Genomic DNA, 17,057 nt, shown 5'->3' on the forward strand with positions numbered 1-17,057 from the left:
TTACTTAACAAGCCAAAGGGGTTTCCTTGCTGCACTCTCTCGTCGATCCGCCGCGTCGGATGGATCGTCGAGGGAATGAGTATGGCAGCACTTCAAACCACCGCACCAGAATCTTCCTTCGCAGCCGACCGGCAGTTCAACCTGGTTGCGAACAGCCTGGCCAAGCTGCTTGAAACCGCAAGGCGGGAGTTGGAGCGGGATCGCGAGGTGGCCAGGGCGTCGCTCGTCACGGCATCGCACATCCTGCAAGCGGAGATTGAGCGTTGCTCGGGCGCCAGCGTCTGCACAAGGGGCGGTCTGGCGGCCTGGCAGATCCTTCGGGTACGCGCTTATATTGACGGAAATCTACACCGCACCATTCACATTCGCGATCTCAGTGTGGTCGCGCGTCGAAGCCCGGCGCACTTCTCCCGGAAATTCAAGCTGGCAGTTGGCGAGTCGCCACATGCCTATGTGGTGAGAAGGCGCCTGGAACGATCCTGCCACCTGATGATGACCAGTGCGGCATCCCTGAGTGAGATAGCCTTGAGCGTTGGATTTTCGGATCAAGCCCATCTGTGCCGTCTCTTCAGACAGGCCTTCGGGCAAAGCCCGGCCAATTGGCGTCGCGAGCGCGGAATTCCCGGTGAGCTCACCTCGAGAACCGACATGGACGAGAATATCCCATGAGCGGTCAGCAGGGGACAGTCCTCAGCTTCGGCCCCTTCGAACTGTCGATCGCAAACAGACTTCTGACGAATGACGCGAAAGTCGTGCCGCTCGGCGCGCGCGCCATGGATCTCCTCATCGTCCTGGTGGAGCAGGCAGGCAAGGTCGTCGGCAGGAGGACTCTGATCGAACGCGTTTGGCCGGAGAGGGGAGCGGAGCAAGTCAGCCTGCGCGTCCATATTTCGGCGCTGCGGAAGGCTCTCGATCAGAGCGACCCTGGCAGGCGGTACATCGCGAATATACCCGGGCGCGGGTACAGCTTCGTCGTACCAGTTACCTCACGCGCCTCAGAAAAGTCGGACAATCCCAAGCCGGCTCCGAGGCCTCGAGTGCCTGCGCGCTTGATGCGCATGCTCGGACGAGAACACGCCGTGGCCGAGATTCAGGCGAAGCTGGCCGAGCAGAAATTTGTCACGATCGTCGGGCCTGGCGGCGTCGGCAAGACCACGGTGGCGGTCGCGGTTGCCCATGAAATGGGCGCCGTTTTCGACGGCCAGGTTCTTTTCATCGACCTCAGTGCGCTCGGCGACGCTTCACTCGTCGCACCAGCCATTGCCACGTCACTCGGTATGTCGGTGCAAACAACCAATGTCGTACCTGCCTTGATTGATCGTTTGCAGGAAACGCCAGTGCTCATCGTTCTCGACTGTTGCGAGCATCTGATCAATGCAGCCTCGGCCGTCGCCGAGGAACTGATTCGCCGTGTTCCGACATTGCATTTGCTCGCGACTAGCCGGGAGGCCATGCGCGTCGAGGGTGAGCATGTCTACGAACTCGATGGGCTTGAATGCCCTCCCGAAGACAGCAACCTGTCAGCGCGCGATGCGCTGCAATACCCCTCTGTTCAGCTGCTGGTCGACCGTGTGCGGGCCGTGCGAAGTGACTTCGCGCTGACGGATGCAGATGCGCCGATTGCCGCGGAAATCTGCCGGCGGCTTGATGGCATTCCCTTGGCAGTCGAACTCGCGGCCTGCAGGGTCGACATATTTGGCCTTGGCAAGACCGCAAGCCTGCTCGACGAGCGACTGAACCTGTCATGGGTGGGGCGCAGAACCGCCCCGTCGAGGCACCAGACGTTAAACGCCACGTTGGAGTGGAGCTACGACCTGCTCGGCGAGGCAGAGAAGCGCATATTGAATCGGCTCAGCGCATTTGCTGGCGGATTTACGTTCGAAGCGGCGGTCGCCGTTGTCGCCGATGAGACGGTGGATGAAGCGAGTGTATCGGATTGCGTCTGGGAGCTTCGTTCGAAATCGATGATTGCTGCTCAGGGCCAGGAGGGCCGGCTGCGCTTGCTTGACCCCACCCGCGCCTTTGCCTTGCAACGACTGGCGAAGAGCGACGAGCAGGACCTTTTTCGCCGCCGTCACGCCCTGTATTTCACTGACCTGTTCAGGCAGGGCGCCGCGATGGACGTATCGGGCTGGTCCAAGGCGCTCGGGATCGAGGTCGATAATCTCAGAGCCGCCCTGAACTGGGCGTTTTCTGCTACGGGCGATGCGAAAATCGGCGTTGAACTCGCTGCGGCATCGGCAAGCGCCTGGATGGGCATGGCGCTTCTCACCGAATGCGTGCAATGGATGAGAAAGGCCATAAGCCATCTCGACGACATGAATTCGGGCACACGACAGGAGATGGTCCTTCAGTCGGCCCTGGCGAGTTGCGTGATGTTCACGGGGGGCATGACGGAAAACTCATACACGACGTGGGCCAAGGCGCTGCTCCTTGCCGAGGGGCTGAAGGATATCGACTATCAGCTGGACGCCCTGCTGGTGCTGTGGGCTCACGAATTGCGCGTTCCGCACTATGCGGAAGCGATCAGGCTGGCGGACCGCGGCGGCGAGGTTTCGGAAGGAACGGGTCGGATCGGCACCATCGCAACGGCCAATTATATGCGGGGCATAACGTACTACCATGTCGGCCGGATTGCGGAAGCTCAAGGCCTGCTGGAATTGTCCCTGCATCGTGATGATGAGGCTTCGCGGCAATTGCTGATCAAGCGGTTTGGCTATGATCGCAAGGTTGACAATTTGGCCGGTCTTGCGACCCTGGCGTGGTTGCGTGGCTCTCCGGATCAGGCCCGCAGGTTCAACCAGATGGCCGTCGCCGAGGCGCGCCAATCCAATCTGACCGTGAACCTTTGCGGGGCGCTGACCTTTGCAGGCTTCATCGCATATTTGACCAATCCGGATGACGGCGAAGCCGAGGCGCTCGTGGACGAACTGGCCACCCGTGCCGGGAAACACGCTCTGCACAACTATCAGGGTCTTGGTCTCGGCATGCAGGCCATCCACGAAATCAGGCGGGGAGGGCAGATCAACGCAGCCTCCGCAATGCTCTACTCGGGTCTCGAGAAGCTGTTCGCGGCACGCTACGGAATTTTCAACTGGATTTTGCAGGCAGAGTTTGCGATGTGCATGGCCCATGCGGGCCGGCCGAGAGAAGGGCTTGATGTCTTCGAGCGTGCGAAGATCGATCTCGACGAAAGCCGATGGTATGGTCCGGAACTGCACCGCATCAGGGGCGAACTCGCGCTGAGCAGCGGCGAGGGATTGGCGGCCGGCAGACAATACTTTCAGCGCGCGTTCGATCTCGCAAACAGGCAGGCAAGCCTGTCGTGGGCGCTGAGGGCCGCGACCAGCCTCGCCATTGCCGAAGATTCGGCCGGGCGAAAGGAGGCCGCGTGGCGGACCCTGCAAGCCACTTACGCCAAGTTTCGGGAAGATTTTGAGACCCGCGATCTACAGCTGGCCAAGCAGGTGCTGAACGGTTCACACCGGCGTGATGGCGCCGTCAATTCGATGCTGTGACAGGCTTGTTGCCAAAGGAGGTTTTGTCTAACACTTGATCGGTTGGCGTGCGTTTGCGCAAGACTGACGGCGAATGGTGCGATAACCAGATCGTCGACGGTCTTGACGGGATAATTGATGTCGGTCCAACCAATTGGCTCACCGAGTGCCGTCCGGCTCCTCTTCGGCCCATTCGAGCTGAATGTCGCCGAGCGCTCTCTCTGCAAGGCGAACCGGGTCATTCCACTGGGTGGCAGGGCCTACGACATCCTGATAGCCCTGCTCGAACACGCCGGCGAGATCGTCCCGAAGTCCGAACTGATCGCGAAGGCTTGGCCTGACGTAACGGTCGAGGAGGGCAGTCTTCGCGTCCATCTGTCGGCGCTGCGCAAGGCACTGGGCGACGGCCAGTTCGGCAGCAAGTACATCGCGAACATTCAGGGCCGCGGCTATAGCTTCATTGCGCCGATCACGCGACTTTCTGCGGACCGCGACAGGGGGAACGCGTCTTCGCGATTGTCCAACCTGCCGCCCGCACTGGGCCGCATGGTTGGTCGCAGCAAGGTCGTCGTCGAGATTCAGCGTCTGCTCCAGACGGAACAGCGCCTGATTACAATTTTAGGTACCGGAGGCATAGGCAAGACGACGGTTGCCCTGTCGGTCGGGCACGGCGCGCTGGCCGATTTCTCCGGGGCGGTATTCTTTGTCGACCTTTCAACAGCAAGCGACAACGAACAGGTCATCAGTGCTGTCGCTTCCGCGGTCGGGCTCGCCCCGCAATTGGTTGATCCAAGGGAGGCGTTGCTCAATTTTTTGCGCGCGCGCAGGGCGCTTGTCATTTTTGATAGTTGCGAGCACCTCATCGAGAGAACCGCGGAAATCGCCGACGAGATCTTCCGGAATGCCCCCGAAACCTACATACTCGCGACCAGCAGGGAGATCTTGCGCGTTCCTGGCGAACGCGTACTTCGTCTTTGTCCACTGGACTGCCCGCCAGAGCAGCCGCGGCCGACCGCGTCAGAGGTACTTGCCTATCCGGCGGCACGGTTGTTCGCCGAGCGCGTCAGTGCTCGCCGTGGCAGCTTTTCGCTCAGTGACGACGAAGCTCCCCTGGTTGCCGAGATTTGCCGCAAGCTCGACGGCATTGCGCTCGCCATCGAGCTCGCCGCCGGAAGAGCCGCGGTCTTCGGCGTCGGGAATACCGTGGCACGGCTGGGTTCGCGCCTCGATCTTCTGAAGTTCGGCCGCCGGACGGCGAATCCGCGGCATCAGACCCTCAAGGCTACGCTGGACTGGAGCCACGATCACCTGACCGAGGTCGAACGAATTGTGCTGCGACGTGTCGCCATCTTCATTGGGCACTTTTCGTTGGAAGCGGCGTGTGCGGTTGCAGAGCAGGGAGGAACTGACCGGTCCGAGATCGAGGGCGCGGTCGAAAGCCTTGTCAACAAATCGCTGATCGTGGCGTGGCCCAGCTACCGGCGGATGCTTTACCGATTGCTTGACACCACGCGCTCCTATGCCTGGGAGAAATTGGCGGAGAGCGGTGAACATCATTCCATGGCGGCGCGCCACGCCAGCCATCTGAGCCGATCGTTGCAAGACAACCGGGGCAATCTCTTCGATCTGGAGCCCGGACAATCTCTGGCAGACGCGACACAGCACAATCTTGGAGATATCCGTGCCGCGCTCGAATGGAGCTTTGGTCCCGATGGAAACGATGGCGCGGCCACGCGGATGGCCGCGGCCGCCTCGCAGTTGCTTCTGGCCAAGTCGCTTTTCGTGGAGTGCCGGGATTGGATGGAGAAGGCGATCGATCGGATTGCTGCGGACGGCGACCCGCGGGACCAGATCGAAATCCACGCTTCGCTCGCCTTGTCGCTGATGTTCACCGCCGGGAACAGTGAAAGGGTTCGCGATGCCTTCAATACGGCGTTGACGTTCGCGGAGCGGCGCGAGGATGCCTACCAGCAGCTGCGTCTTCTCAGCGGGCTGTCGATGTATCTTCATCGTACGATCGATGCGGCGGGCAGCCTTCAAGTTGCTCTACGCGCCGAGATTGTCGCGAACAAGACCGGAAATCCAGAAGATGCGGCGCTTGCGGATTCGATGCTGGGAGCAGCGTACTACATGCTTGCGGACCACGTCCGCGCGCCAAAATACCTCGAACGGGCCCTGCGCGGGGCGCCGGCTTCCCGACGGTTCAACGCAACTCAATATCTGTTTGATCTGCGTACCACGTCCCTGTTCAACCTGACCCGATCGAATTGGTTTGCCGGCAATCTCGATAGGGCCGTCGGTTGTGCTGAAAGAACCATCGAGGAAGCAGAGAGAGCCAACCATCCGATCGCTCTGTGTCGAGCCTTGATTCTGACGATGCCTCTCTATTTCTGGATCGAGGACTTGGGCCAGGTCGAACAGAACCTCTCTGCGCTCGAGTTCACCGCAGAGAAGTACTCGTTGGAGCCATTTCGCGCTGTGGCTGCGGGACTTAGGGGACGCTTTCTGGTCCGCGTCGGCCGGACGGAGGATGGCATGTGTCATCTGCGGGACAGCTTGGAAAAGCTACGAATCCTGCGCTACGACATGCTTGTAACGGATTTTGTCTCCGAACTAGCCGTCGGCCTGGCAAAACAAAATGAGCGTGCGGAAGCGCTGGCTCTCATTGATGGTTCGATCGCTACGCAGCTTGGATCGAAGCGGCCTCTTCACCTCCCGGCGCTGTTCCTGGCGAAAGGCCTGACCCTTGTGTGCGGGGAATCCCAGCAGCGTGATCTGGCTGTCGAGTGTTTCGAGGAGGCAATGACCCTGGCAGGGCAACAATCGGCGCTTTCGTTCGAACTGCGGGCAGGATTGGAGCTTGCGCGGATTTGGATGGGTCGGGGTCAAATCCGAACGGCCCATGAGCTCATTGGAGCCACCTACGGCCGGTTTACCGAGGGCTTCGAAACGCCGGATCTCGTGTTGGCGCGGCAAATCCTCGAGCAGACGAGCGTTCGTGCGCGGCAAGCCGGATGAAGGGCGCAAAAGCGTCACTGCGTGGTGACGATGCCCAGGGTCTGTGCGCGTGATACGGCCTGTGCGCGCTTCTCCACACCCAGCTTGGTGAAAACGCTCTTGAGGTGCGACTTCACGGTCTCAGGACCGATGTCGAGGCTTCGGGCGATTTCCTTGTTGGATAATCCGTCTGCGATCAGCGTGAGAATGTCAGTCTCGCGGCGGCTCAATGCGCCGATAATCCGCGCGCTTGAGCTCGGCGCCGAACGATCCTGTCGGGCTTGCTGTAGACCCGCCGCGAGCCGATCGACGTAGGGGATCATATCAGCTTTGACGTTTCCTCCCTCCCGGGTCGCCCGGAGAAGCTCCGAAATGACTGGCCCCTCGTCCAGCACGGTCTGATAAAGTCCGCCCGCCGCACACGCGGCAAGCACGCGGCGAAAGCGGCTCACCGCCTCCGCGGCCTTGCCCGCGCTGAGCTGAACTGCCGACTGGCGGATCGCAATGCAGATCAGGAACTGACGGTGCTCCATTGCTTCGGCTTCGTGCTGCAATTGTTGCAGGATTGAAATGGCCTCGTCCGGGCGAGCTTGCTGGCCCAGCAAATGAGCACGGGCCAACTTGTGGTACCACCCTATCTCCGACCAGGCGCTAGGCCTCGGCGCGCGGTATTTCCGTGCAAGGCGTTCCAGGCGATCGACGCATGCGGCGGCTTCATCCAGCCGGCCATCGTTCAGGTAGAGCCGCGCCTGCTCCGCGATCACGCCGGCCGAGAGCCTCCCCCAATCCCGCGCGACGCCCAGATTTTCAGCTCGCTCCAAAAGAGTGCGGGCCCGCTCGAAGTTCATCCGCGCAGCGGCGACCCGGGAGATCACGAAATAGGTGCTCCACACGCAGTCGAGCATTGTTCCCGAGTTGATCAGCGGGACGCGATCGATGACCCAGGCTTCCGCCTCATCGAGCAGGCCTTGCTCGTACTTAATTCGCGCGATCAGACTTGCAGGCAAGGCCGCTGCAATCGAATTCGGCCCGACATCCTGCTCGGCGATCCGAAAGCCCTCGCGGTAGTGCTCATCTGCCGCCGCGAGACGTATCTGCCGCTCTTCTGTAAGCCCGTTCAGGCAGTGGCGATACACCGAGGCAAATACGTTCCTGCGATCCTCCTCGACCGAATAGGGTATCCATGGCGTCGCATGGAATTGCTTGAGGTTGCCCGTCTTCATATGGCTGAAGCGAACGACGTTTGAGGCAACGTTCGCGGTCCAGGAATCGGATGACCGGTCCACACAATCCTGTGCGAGAGGCAGCGCGCTTTCGCTGTCATCCTTCAGCGCGATAGCAACAGAGCGGATCGCCTGGCATTCGCACAGCAGGTTGCCATCCGGCAGGGGCGTTGCAGAGATATCGCCTTCGATGTCGATTGCAAGCTTCAGGGCCTCATCAAAACGAAGCGCGAGCGCCAATCCCCAGGCGATCGCCAATCGGACCTCGCACTGACCTCGCATGAGCTCGTCGGGAAACTGGCGCTGCCATTCCAGCAAGGTGAAGAGATCGCCTCTCTTTATCAAAGCCATCGCGCAATTGTTGATCCAGCCGATCGCTCGGTCAGGAGCGCCGGCAGCAATCGCGTGCTGGACCGCCTCGGTCCATAATTCGTGGGAGGCATACCAAAGGGCAGCACGCCCGTGCAGTTCAGGAACTTCAATGCCGCGGTCCGCCTCCAGCCGCTGCCTCAGATATTCGGCAAGCAGCGTGTGATAGCGAAACCAGACGCCATCATTGTCGAGCGGCGTGAGCAGCATCTGGCGCTGGGCAAGCGATGCCAGGATTGCGCGGCTCGCACTCAATCCCGTTACGGCTTCGCAGAGAGGGCCGGAGAGCCGATCAAGCACGGCCGTTCGCAGCATGAAGTCGACCAGTTCGACCGGAAGCCCATCCAGCATCTCCGCCAGGTAGGCGGCAATTGGACGCTGCGAACCCGAGAGATTATGGACATACTCCCTCAGGCCGGACCCGGACTGTAAAGGCATGGACGAGATAATTCGAAGCGCTGCGGGCCACCCTTCGGTCTTGCGCTGCAACAGTTGGACGTCCGGGCGTTCCAGAACGCCAGGCTTGGAGCCGTCCAGAAACGCCTGTGTCTCCTGCATGTCGAACCGCAGGGCTTCGGCATCGATCTCGATCAGCTGGTTCTGGGCGCGCAAGGTCGCGAGCGGCAGGGGAGGTTCGGTGCGCGTCGTCAGCACCACATGACAGTGGGACGGTGCGTGCTTCAGAAAATATGCGACGGTCTGATGGATGCGAGAAGCGCTGACCCAGTGATAGTCCTCGAGAAACAAGTAAACGTCATCCTCGATCTCCGCCAGATCGTTGATCAGGCTCGAGAGGATCGCTGTCGGGTCGATCAAATTGTTCTCGAGGATCAGTCCGATCGCGCCGGCGCCGACGTCCGGACAGGCCTGGTGCAGGGCTTGAGCAATGTAGAATAGAAATCGCGTGGCCTCGTCGTCGTCTGAATCGATTGTCAGCCATCCAACGGCATTGCCACCCTGCTCGAGCGCCTCGGCCCAGGTGGCTGCCAGTGAGCTCTTGCCGAAGCCCGCCGGCGCCTTGATGACGCCAAGTCGCTTGGCCGGTAGCTCGGACAAGATGGTGAGCAGCCGGGGACGTTTAACCAGCCCGCCGAATCGTGCCGGCAAGATTTTGGTCGCAAGGAATGGCAGCTGTGCTCCGCCGGGCAAGTTGCCCGTTCCAGGTGTCGGATGGCTGGAGCGCGGTTGGATCAAGAGCTCCCCCCTATCCACGTCGGTCCTCCCCCATTCGGGGGATGCAAACAATGGTGAAAGTGTACGATCTCTGTCAGCGAGAGGGAAGCGCCGGGCATCGTCGGTTGTATGCAGTCCGTATGCCGGTCACCGCGTGCTGATTCCTTCAGGTCCGCGCGCGTGAAGCCGAAAGCAAGCTGATGTCTATCAAGAACGCACGCTTGGGTTTCGCGCGGATCATTGAATATCCAGAAAAGGCACCCTAACCCCGTGCCAAAAGCCATGGCTGACGATGATCTTCGTGGAAATCTGCTGTTTGGCCCCTTTGAGCTTTCGAGCAGGGAGAGGGTGCTTCGGCGCGACGGCGTGGCGCTGCCCCTCGGCAGCAGGGCCCTCGACATCCTGATCTACCTTGCCGAGCGTCCGGGTGAGGTGGTCGCAAAGCAGGAGTTGATCGACCACGTCTGGCCAGACGTGATCGTCGAAGAGGGGAGCATCCGCGTCCACGTGGCCGCGATCCGCAAGGCGCTTGGTGACGGCCAATTCGGCAACCGCTACATCGCAAACATCAAGGGACGGGGCTACTCGTTCGTCGGCATGGTGGTCCCCCTCGGAGGCGCCACTGAGGGCAGGAACGCCAGGTCTCCGTACCAAGGCACGCTTCCGGTGCGACCGATCACGATGATCGGGCGCGAGGCGTTCGTCAGGGAGGTCAGCGACAAGCTTCGAAATGACCGGTTCGTAACACTGCTCGGTCCCGGCGGCATCGGCAAGACGACCATTGCCTTGGCCGTCGGCCGCGCCGCAGCCGAAGCGTTTGGCAGCGAGATCTATTTCGTCGATCTGGAAAGCCTCGCCGATCCGCACCATGTTGCTCCGGCCGTCGCGACCACCCTGGGGCTTGCACTCAAAACGAAAGATCCCTGCCTTGAGTTGGTCGACCTCGTTCGGTCGCGCAAACTGCTCATCATACTCGATAGCTGCGAGCATGTGATCGAGGCGGTCGCCTCGCTTGCCGAACAACTCTACCAGCAAACCGAAGAGATTCATGTTCTGACCACGAGTCGAGAATTGTTGAAGGTCGAGGGTGAGCATTGCTGCCGGGTTCTTCCTCTTGATTTTCCGCCAGAAGGCTCAGAGCAAACGGCAAATGCAGTGCTGCGATATCCGGCAGCGCAACTGTTCGTACGGCGTGTCGCCACGAGAGCAGGCAGCGTCGTTCTCACCGACAAGGAGGCGCCATTCGTCGCGGAAATATGCCAAAAGCTGGATGGGATTCCGTTGGCAATCGAATTGGCGGCGGGTCAGGTGACCGCCCTTGGCCTCAAGAACACGGTTGACCTCCTGGTGTCCCGGCTGGAATTGCTGAAACTGAGCCATCGGACGGCAGTTGCCAGACATCGGACGCTCAAGGCGACGTTGGACTGGAGCTACGATCTGCTGTCCGACGCAGAGAGGATCGTCATTCGTCGCATCGCTCCTTTCGTCGGACATTTCACCCTGGATGGCGCGCGGTCTGTCACAGGTGAACTTGGCGTGGGAGCCGAGGAAATTTTCGACGCGGTCGCAGGTCTGGTCGAGAAGTCATTGATAGCAACTCGGATCGATGCCGCGCAGGCACAGTATCGGTTGCCGAACACGACCCGGGCGTACGCACTCGCGAAACTGGAGGAGCATGCCGAAGTCGACATGGTCTTCGGCCGGCATGCAGAATACCTCGCGGGACACCTCGAAACGCTGAGGGAGGATCTTTCAGCCCTGCCAGGCGCTGAAAGAGCTGCGGCCTATTCCGACCAATTGAGTAATGTCCGTGCGGCGCTCGAATGGAGCTTTGGGCCGCACGGCGATGCCGAGATGGCAACGAGACTGGCCGCCGCATCCGCGCAGGTGTTTCTGGAGCTGTCACTGCTGATCGAATGCCAGGCATGGGCAGAACGCGCGATGGCAAGCCTGGGAAATCCGCATCGGGACTCACGCCGCGCAATGGAAATATCTGCATCAATACCGCTGGCCTTGATGCATACGGAGCGTAACGATCAGCGCGTCCGGGCCGCTTTCGCGAACGCGCTGGAGATTGCGATCGAGCAGGGAGATCTCACCTACGAGCTGAGGATTCTAAGCGGACTTTTCATGTATTCGCACTGGACCATGGACATTAGCGGTGCGACCGACATCGCCGTCCGGAGCAAGAAACTGGCGTTGAGAACAGGGGACCACGACGACATGGCGCTGGCGGAGGCAATGTTGGCGGCCTCCGAACATCTGTTGGGAAATCACCTCGCCGCGCAACTGCATTGCGAATCGGGCCTCAGGCACCTGGCGTCCGGACCACGATCTCGAACGGAGCCGCATCTTTTTCATTATACGAGCTTCCTGCTCGTCGGCATGGCACGTTCTCTCCTGTACAGAGGCTTGCTTGACCAATCGCTGGACTATGCAAGGCGCGCCAGAGAGGAAGGCAAGAGGTCAGGCAACCCCGCCACGTTTTGCCGATCCCTGGCTTTGGTCGTTCCGGTGTTTCTGGCCATGGCGGACCTGAGGCAATCGGACCGGTACATCGGCGAACTGAGTGAGCTCTCCGTCGCTCATTCTCTGATGCCGTATCGCGCCATAGCGACAGGTCTGAAGGGTCAATGGTTGCTCCTTCAAGACAACCGCATCGAAGCGATCCAATTGCTGAAGCGAGCCCTGGAAGAGCTCCACGTCCAGCGTCACGAGATGCTGAACATGGATTTCACCTGCGATCTGGCCGCGGCTCTCGTTGACCTTGGTGAGCATGACGAAGCGCTGACCCTCACGGTGAATGCAATCGCGCAGCAGCAGCGCGCCGGCAAATTCTTGCACATGCCCGCCCTGTTCAGGATGAAAGGTCTCATCCTGGCGTCTCGATCTGCGGAGGATCATTTCGCCGCCGAAGAAAGCCTGCTGTCGGCAATCGACTGGGCCAAACGCCAATCCGCCACCCTGTTCGAACTGACGGCCGCGACGGACCTAGCCGGGCTGTTGCTGAAACAGGATCGCTTGCCCGAAGCTTACGAATATCTCAGCGCGAGTCTTGATCGAATGCCGGCTGGAATTTCATTTCCTGCTCGCAATCGCGCGGTGCAAATGCTCGGCGAACTCCAATCCGGAACCGAGGACGTCGGCTGAAAGGTGCGCCATCTGCCGGCCGTGCTCCGTCTGCGCAGGCGGGTTCAAGTCCTCGCATTCCGATCCAAGCCCCCACAGTGCAGTTGGGTGCAGGCTGTGGCAGGAACGGTCACAGCCAGGGTTGAATGTCATGGGCAAGCTGGTCGCGGATATCATTGTTGAAACCTTGCAAAGTGCGGGGGTCAAGCATTGTTATGGCGTCGTCGGCGACACCCTCAATCTGATCGCGCGCTCGCTCGAAAAAAGCCAGATCGAGTGGATATCGATGCGACACGAAGAGGCCGGGGCGTTCGCAGCCCAGGCGGAGGCACAGCTCGCCGATCGCTTGACCGCTGTCGCCGGCAGCTGCGGGCCCGGAAGCCTGCACTTCATCAATGGAATATTCGAGGCCAATCGCAACCGTGCGCCCGTCATCCTGATCGCAAGTCAGATCATCCGCGACGAATTGGGTTTCGATTTCATCCAGGAGGTCGATTTCAATCAGTCGCATTACACGGCGCTCGGCCGGTTGCTGCCGGCGACAAGCCACCAATCGCAGTGAGGCGGAGCGTTCACGCCGGGCTCATTCTGAGGCCGGCGGGGCGACCCATACATCGCTCTGCTGGATCCGGCGGATCAGCGCCAGCGGATCGAACTTGCGCGCGCCCGCGGGAATCTCGAACGCTTGCGCCGGCTGGGTTTCGTCGCGGATGTGGTCGGCGGTGATTATCGTGCCGTCCTCTGTCTTGATCTGCACCGGGAATCTGCGTTCGCGGTCGACCCAGCCGATAAAGCCTGAACTGGACAGTGTCGCGACGCGGTAAACGTCGGTCTTTCGTCCCGCGACCGTTTCCTCGCCATAGCGTTGGCAACTCCATGTCGTGAGGTCTGTCGGAGCGGATAGCTGCGTCATCACCAGCCATTCCCGGCAGGGGTTGTCCGGATCGACCGGAATAAACATCCGGGTCAGTGGGCTCGATCGCCTTGCATCCATGAAAACCTGCGCGCCCGGGCGGACGAAATAGGCCGCGGGGGTGGCGGTATCAATCAGGAAAAAGCCATCGGGGAACGCTGCTGCTTCAATTTTTGCTTTTCGTTCCGAGACACGCAGGATACCCAACGCGGTCGTCGTCTCTGCCTTCCTGGCAACGAGATCAGCGGAGAATTGCTGCGCTATGGCTGACGTCGGCGTGGCTGCCAGATTGGAGGCGATGAGCAGACAAACTGCCAGGATCCTGCCTTCTGATGACACCTTCTCGCTGGACGTCATTTACGTATCCTCGGTCGGTTCGTTGCAGACATGACAACGCCGACCGAACCATCGGTTCGATCGGCGCCGGCATTAGGTCGATCAATGCCTCGTCCCGGGCGAGAGCTCGATCACTCGGTGTAGGACAACGTGACCGCTTTGCTGAAGTCGAACGCGTCGAACATGTCAGAAAGTGCAGGGCTGTTGGTCGGGACGTACTCGTTGTTCTTCGAGTAGTTCGGGTTGGGCAGGTTGTCGCGGCTGCGGTTCGTGAGCGGCTGGAGAGCCCAGTTGCGTTCGATGAACTTCAGCAGCGAAACGTGGTCGGCGTAGCTGTGGTTGATCTTGCCGCCCGTCGAGTAGGGCGAAAGAATGAGGGTCGGAATGCGCGGTCCATCGCCGAAGAAGTCGATCGACTGCTGGTAGCCGGAGTCCCAGTAGCCGCCGGCCTCGTCCCAGGTAACAAAGACAGCGGTTTCAGCCTTCAGCTCCGGATTGTTATCCAGGGCGTTGAGCACGTTCAAGGTATAGGCCTCGAACAAATCAACCTTGGAGCTCTGCGGATGACCGTCGAGTAGGCCGTCGGGCTTGCCGAACGACACCGCAGGCAGCGTGTTGTTCTGGATCGCCGTGATCAGATCGGCCGTGTCCTTCATATGAGCCTGACGCACGGCGGGGTTGGCCATGATCGAGGTCGCATACTGGAACGGATTGCAGATCTGGCAGTAGGCAACACCGAGCGCGTGCGCCGGATCGGCAACCGCAGCGGCGGTGAGGTTCGGGTTCGACGGATTGGCGGCAACCGCGGCGTTCGAAAGGGCCACGGCGTCGTTAAACGCGCCACCATAGAACGCCCAGGAAATGTTCTTCTCCATGAGCGCATCGCCAATCGTGCGGACCGACGACGGCGGGACGTTGTTGCCACCCGACAGCGCTCCATTCGGGAGATAGCCCGGATTGACGTTGTTGAGCATGTAGTAGTGGTTGGGCTTGCAGTTCGGCTCAGCCGCGTACGGCAGATTGTTGAGATAGGTGACGATCGGCTTCACGCCGGGCTGGAACACATCCGAGCAGTTGCTCCAATTGCCATCGACGGTGTAGCGGTTAACCGAACCCGCGACCGGGTTCGGGTTGGCGATCAAAGTGGCCGGCGGCGTGGTCGGGTTGCCCTTGCCGTCGCTCCAGAAGGCCGCGTCGCCGGTACCGAGCATGAAGTGGTTCGCACCCGTGCCGCCGTGGAACGACTGGTGGAAGTTGTCGCTCAGGGTGAAGCGATCGGCGAGCATCTTCAGAATCGGAGCCTGCCCCTGCTGGGCATTATAGAAGCCCATCGAGTTGGCCATGCTCTTGTTGGACGCCGCGTAGGTCGCCATCACGAATGGGAACAGGTCGTTTAAACAACCCGAATTGTTCTTCTTCGTGGCGCTGGCGGAGCTGCAGTCTTCCTGCTGCCAGTCCTGATAGAAGCGATGTGTCGAGTCGCCAGTGTAGTCATCGTCACTGATCTGCTCACCCTGCAGGGGGAACGGCCCGTTCAGGCCACCGGCACCGGGAATGCGGGTATCAAGCACGCCGGTCGGCAAGCCGCTGAAGCCGGTCGTGAGGATATCGAGATCGGTCGGATCCATGTCCTTTTCGACACTGGCTTCGGCGATCGTCTTGAACGGAGCCCCGGTGTCGCTTTGCGCGGTCGGCGTGCCATTGGTGTTCGGCTGCGGCATCTGGTTGGTCGCGTTGTAGGGCGACTTCGAGACCGTCGCCGCACCGATATAGAAGGACGGCTGGCCCGCAACCGAGTACTGCTGCGCTTGCGCAAAGTTCGGTCCCGGCGTTCCGTCCTCGTTGACGATCCCCTTCGACAACAGGTTGGAGATCGTCTGCCCCTTGCCCTTCGGCTTGTAGATACCGAAGGTGTGATCCAGGCCACGGTTTTCACCGATCAGGATGATGACGTGCTTGATCGGCGAAGCAGTCTTCATCTTGCCTTGATCCTTGTCGCCATGGTTCTCGTGCTTCGCCCGATCGCCCTCTTCCTGCATGTGGCGATTGTGATGCGAACGCTTGTCCCAATCGCTACGACCGCCAGGATAGTGAGCGGCATATGCGGCCGTTGCGACGAGCACCGTTGACGCGATGCAGAGTGCGGTGCTGGTTCGCCAGTGCTTTTTGTAGTTGAAAATCATTTTCGACCTCAGGGTGTTTGCGGTTAGCAACACGCTCTGCTTAGTGAGACAATGTGACGCACGCTTTTCGTTAACGTGAAAGCGAAAGGAAATTTCGAAACGTTCAAAGAGTTTCTGCGGAGACATCCGCTGCAGGGGGGCGCAGCCACACGATTCAGAACTTCAACGAGCGATCAGAAGCCCTTGAGAGATTCAAGCCAACAAGTAGATCGCAAATGCGCTTCAGCGCAGCCTGATCAATGCGAAACGTGCTTTGATTGCATCACCTGGCGCAACGCGGCGTAATGCTGATCATGAACGTTTTGATTGAATAGCGACCAAGGCTCGGCGTTGGCCAGCAATGCGGGAATTGCGGCTGTCATCAGATAGCGATAATTCCTGAGCTCGGTGGCCGCATCAGCGTTACGTCCTGCAGCAACGGCCATTTCGATCCGCCGCAGCGTGAGAACGAGCTCCTTGAGACTGTTGCGCGCGAGTACCCGCTGCTGCTCGCCGCCTGATACGCTGGTGTTCTTCCTATCTGGATATTGCTCGGTCAACTCGCGCAACTCGCGGCCGATCGTATCGACCGCGAGTGCAACCGTGTCCTTGTCGCCAGCGGGAACGGCAATCGCAAGCACGGAAGAGAAGTCGTTGATTTCCTTCAGCGTTGCGCCGGCACCATCGCGCTCATAAGGCTGCGTACCATCGCCGATCGCCGTCAGGTACGCGACGAGATCCCCCTTGTCCTGGATCGAAAGGCCGAGTTGGAAGGTGCTGTCGAAATAATCAACGACCTGATTGAAGTCGTCGAAGCGGCCGTCGTGAAAATACGGCGCGTTGAAATCCGCATTGCGCAGGGTCGGAGTCTTGAACAGACCGCCGGAGCCGATGTCGTGCTGCCGATGATCGACGAATCCTGATGATGGAACATGGCAGCCCGCGCAGCTCAGCGCGGGATCGTGTGGGAATGGCTTGGAGAAGAGTACTTCGCCGCGGCGTTCCGATTCGCTGATCTTGCCGACCAGTCGTCCCGCAGGACCGAGGCTCGGATTGGGCAGGAAGTCGATGTCCTGAATATAGGCGACAATCGCATCGAGCGTTACCGGGGACGGCTCCGGTCCGGCGAACTCGTTGGTGATGACATTGTGAACGAAATCACGCAGCGAGGCGAACCGTCCATCGGCGCCATAGGGCGCAAGAGAGCGCGCGCCGCGCAAGCTCGGAATCCTGACGGGGTCGAACGCCAGATTATTCG

9 protein-coding genes are annotated in these 17,057 nt (G+C 60.3%); 5 read left to right on the forward strand and 4 right to left on the reverse strand.

Annotated elements, in window-relative coordinates; translation table 11 throughout:
- Positions 1 to 81 precede the first annotated feature (81 nt).
- The 3 genes from ABIB73_RS08530 to ABIB73_RS08540 all read left to right on the forward strand — a co-directional run bounded on the left by ABIB73_RS08530 (position 82) and on the right by ABIB73_RS08540 (position 6,515).
- Positions 82 to 669 carry a helix-turn-helix domain-containing protein gene (locus tag ABIB73_RS08530; protein ID WP_354223000.1) on the forward strand — a complete coding sequence of 196 codons (588 nt, stop codon included), beginning with the start codon at positions 82 to 84 and terminating at the stop codon, positions 667 to 669.
- Positions 666 to 3,518 (forward strand): ATP-binding protein, encoded by a 2,853-nt coding sequence (locus ABIB73_RS08535; protein ID WP_354223002.1) that lies wholly within the window; start codon positions 666 to 668, stop codon positions 3,516 to 3,518. Before ABIB73_RS08530 ends, ABIB73_RS08535 begins: the two co-directional genes overlap by 4 nt.
- Before the next feature lie 117 nt (positions 3,519 to 3,635).
- Entirely contained in the window at positions 3,636 to 6,515 is a 2,880-nt protein-coding gene (locus ABIB73_RS08540; RefSeq protein ID WP_354223003.1) for an ATP-binding protein, read from the forward strand.
- A 14-nt stretch (positions 6,516 to 6,529) separates the two neighbouring features.
- Here ABIB73_RS08540 and ABIB73_RS08545 read toward each other — a convergent pair whose 3' ends face one another.
- Complete coding sequence (locus ABIB73_RS08545) at positions 6,530 to 9,280, reverse strand: winged helix-turn-helix domain-containing protein (protein WP_354223004.1); 2,751 nt, start codon at positions 9,278 to 9,280, stop codon at positions 6,530 to 6,532.
- A 261-nt stretch (positions 9,281 to 9,541) separates the two neighbouring features.
- Between ABIB73_RS08545 and ABIB73_RS08550 the strand changes: the two genes are divergently transcribed.
- Entirely contained in the window at positions 9,542 to 12,409 is a 2,868-nt protein-coding gene (locus ABIB73_RS08550; RefSeq protein ID WP_354223006.1) for an ATP-binding protein, read from the forward strand.
- A gap of 130 nt (positions 12,410 to 12,539) precedes the next feature.
- Positions 12,540 to 12,950 (forward strand): thiamine pyrophosphate-binding protein, encoded by a 411-nt coding sequence (locus ABIB73_RS08555; protein ID WP_354223008.1) that lies wholly within the window; start codon positions 12,540 to 12,542, stop codon positions 12,948 to 12,950.
- A gap of 21 nt (positions 12,951 to 12,971) precedes the next feature.
- On the opposite strand, the gene ABIB73_RS08560 is transcribed toward ABIB73_RS08555, so the two are convergent.
- From ABIB73_RS08560 to ABIB73_RS08570, 3 genes are all read right to left on the reverse strand, one after another.
- Positions 12,972 to 13,658 (reverse strand): hypothetical protein, encoded by a 687-nt coding sequence (locus ABIB73_RS08560; RefSeq protein WP_354223010.1) that lies wholly within the window; start codon positions 13,656 to 13,658, stop codon positions 12,972 to 12,974.
- A gap of 110 nt (positions 13,659 to 13,768) precedes the next feature.
- Positions 13,769 to 15,820 carry a phospholipase C gene (locus tag ABIB73_RS08565; RefSeq protein ID WP_354223012.1) on the reverse strand — a complete coding sequence of 684 codons (2,052 nt, stop codon included), beginning with the start codon at positions 15,818 to 15,820 and terminating at the stop codon, positions 13,769 to 13,771.
- A gap of 236 nt (positions 15,821 to 16,056) precedes the next feature.
- Positions 16,057 to 17,019: a cytochrome c peroxidase gene (locus tag ABIB73_RS08570; RefSeq protein WP_354223014.1), complete on the reverse strand. Its 963-nt coding sequence runs from the start codon at positions 17,017 to 17,019 to the stop codon at positions 16,057 to 16,059.
- Between the last annotated feature and the right edge of the window lie 38 nt (positions 17,020 to 17,057).

The organism is Bradyrhizobium sp. F1.4.3, from assembly GCF_040548375.1.
GTDB lineage: Bacteria > Pseudomonadota > Alphaproteobacteria > Rhizobiales > Xanthobacteraceae > Bradyrhizobium.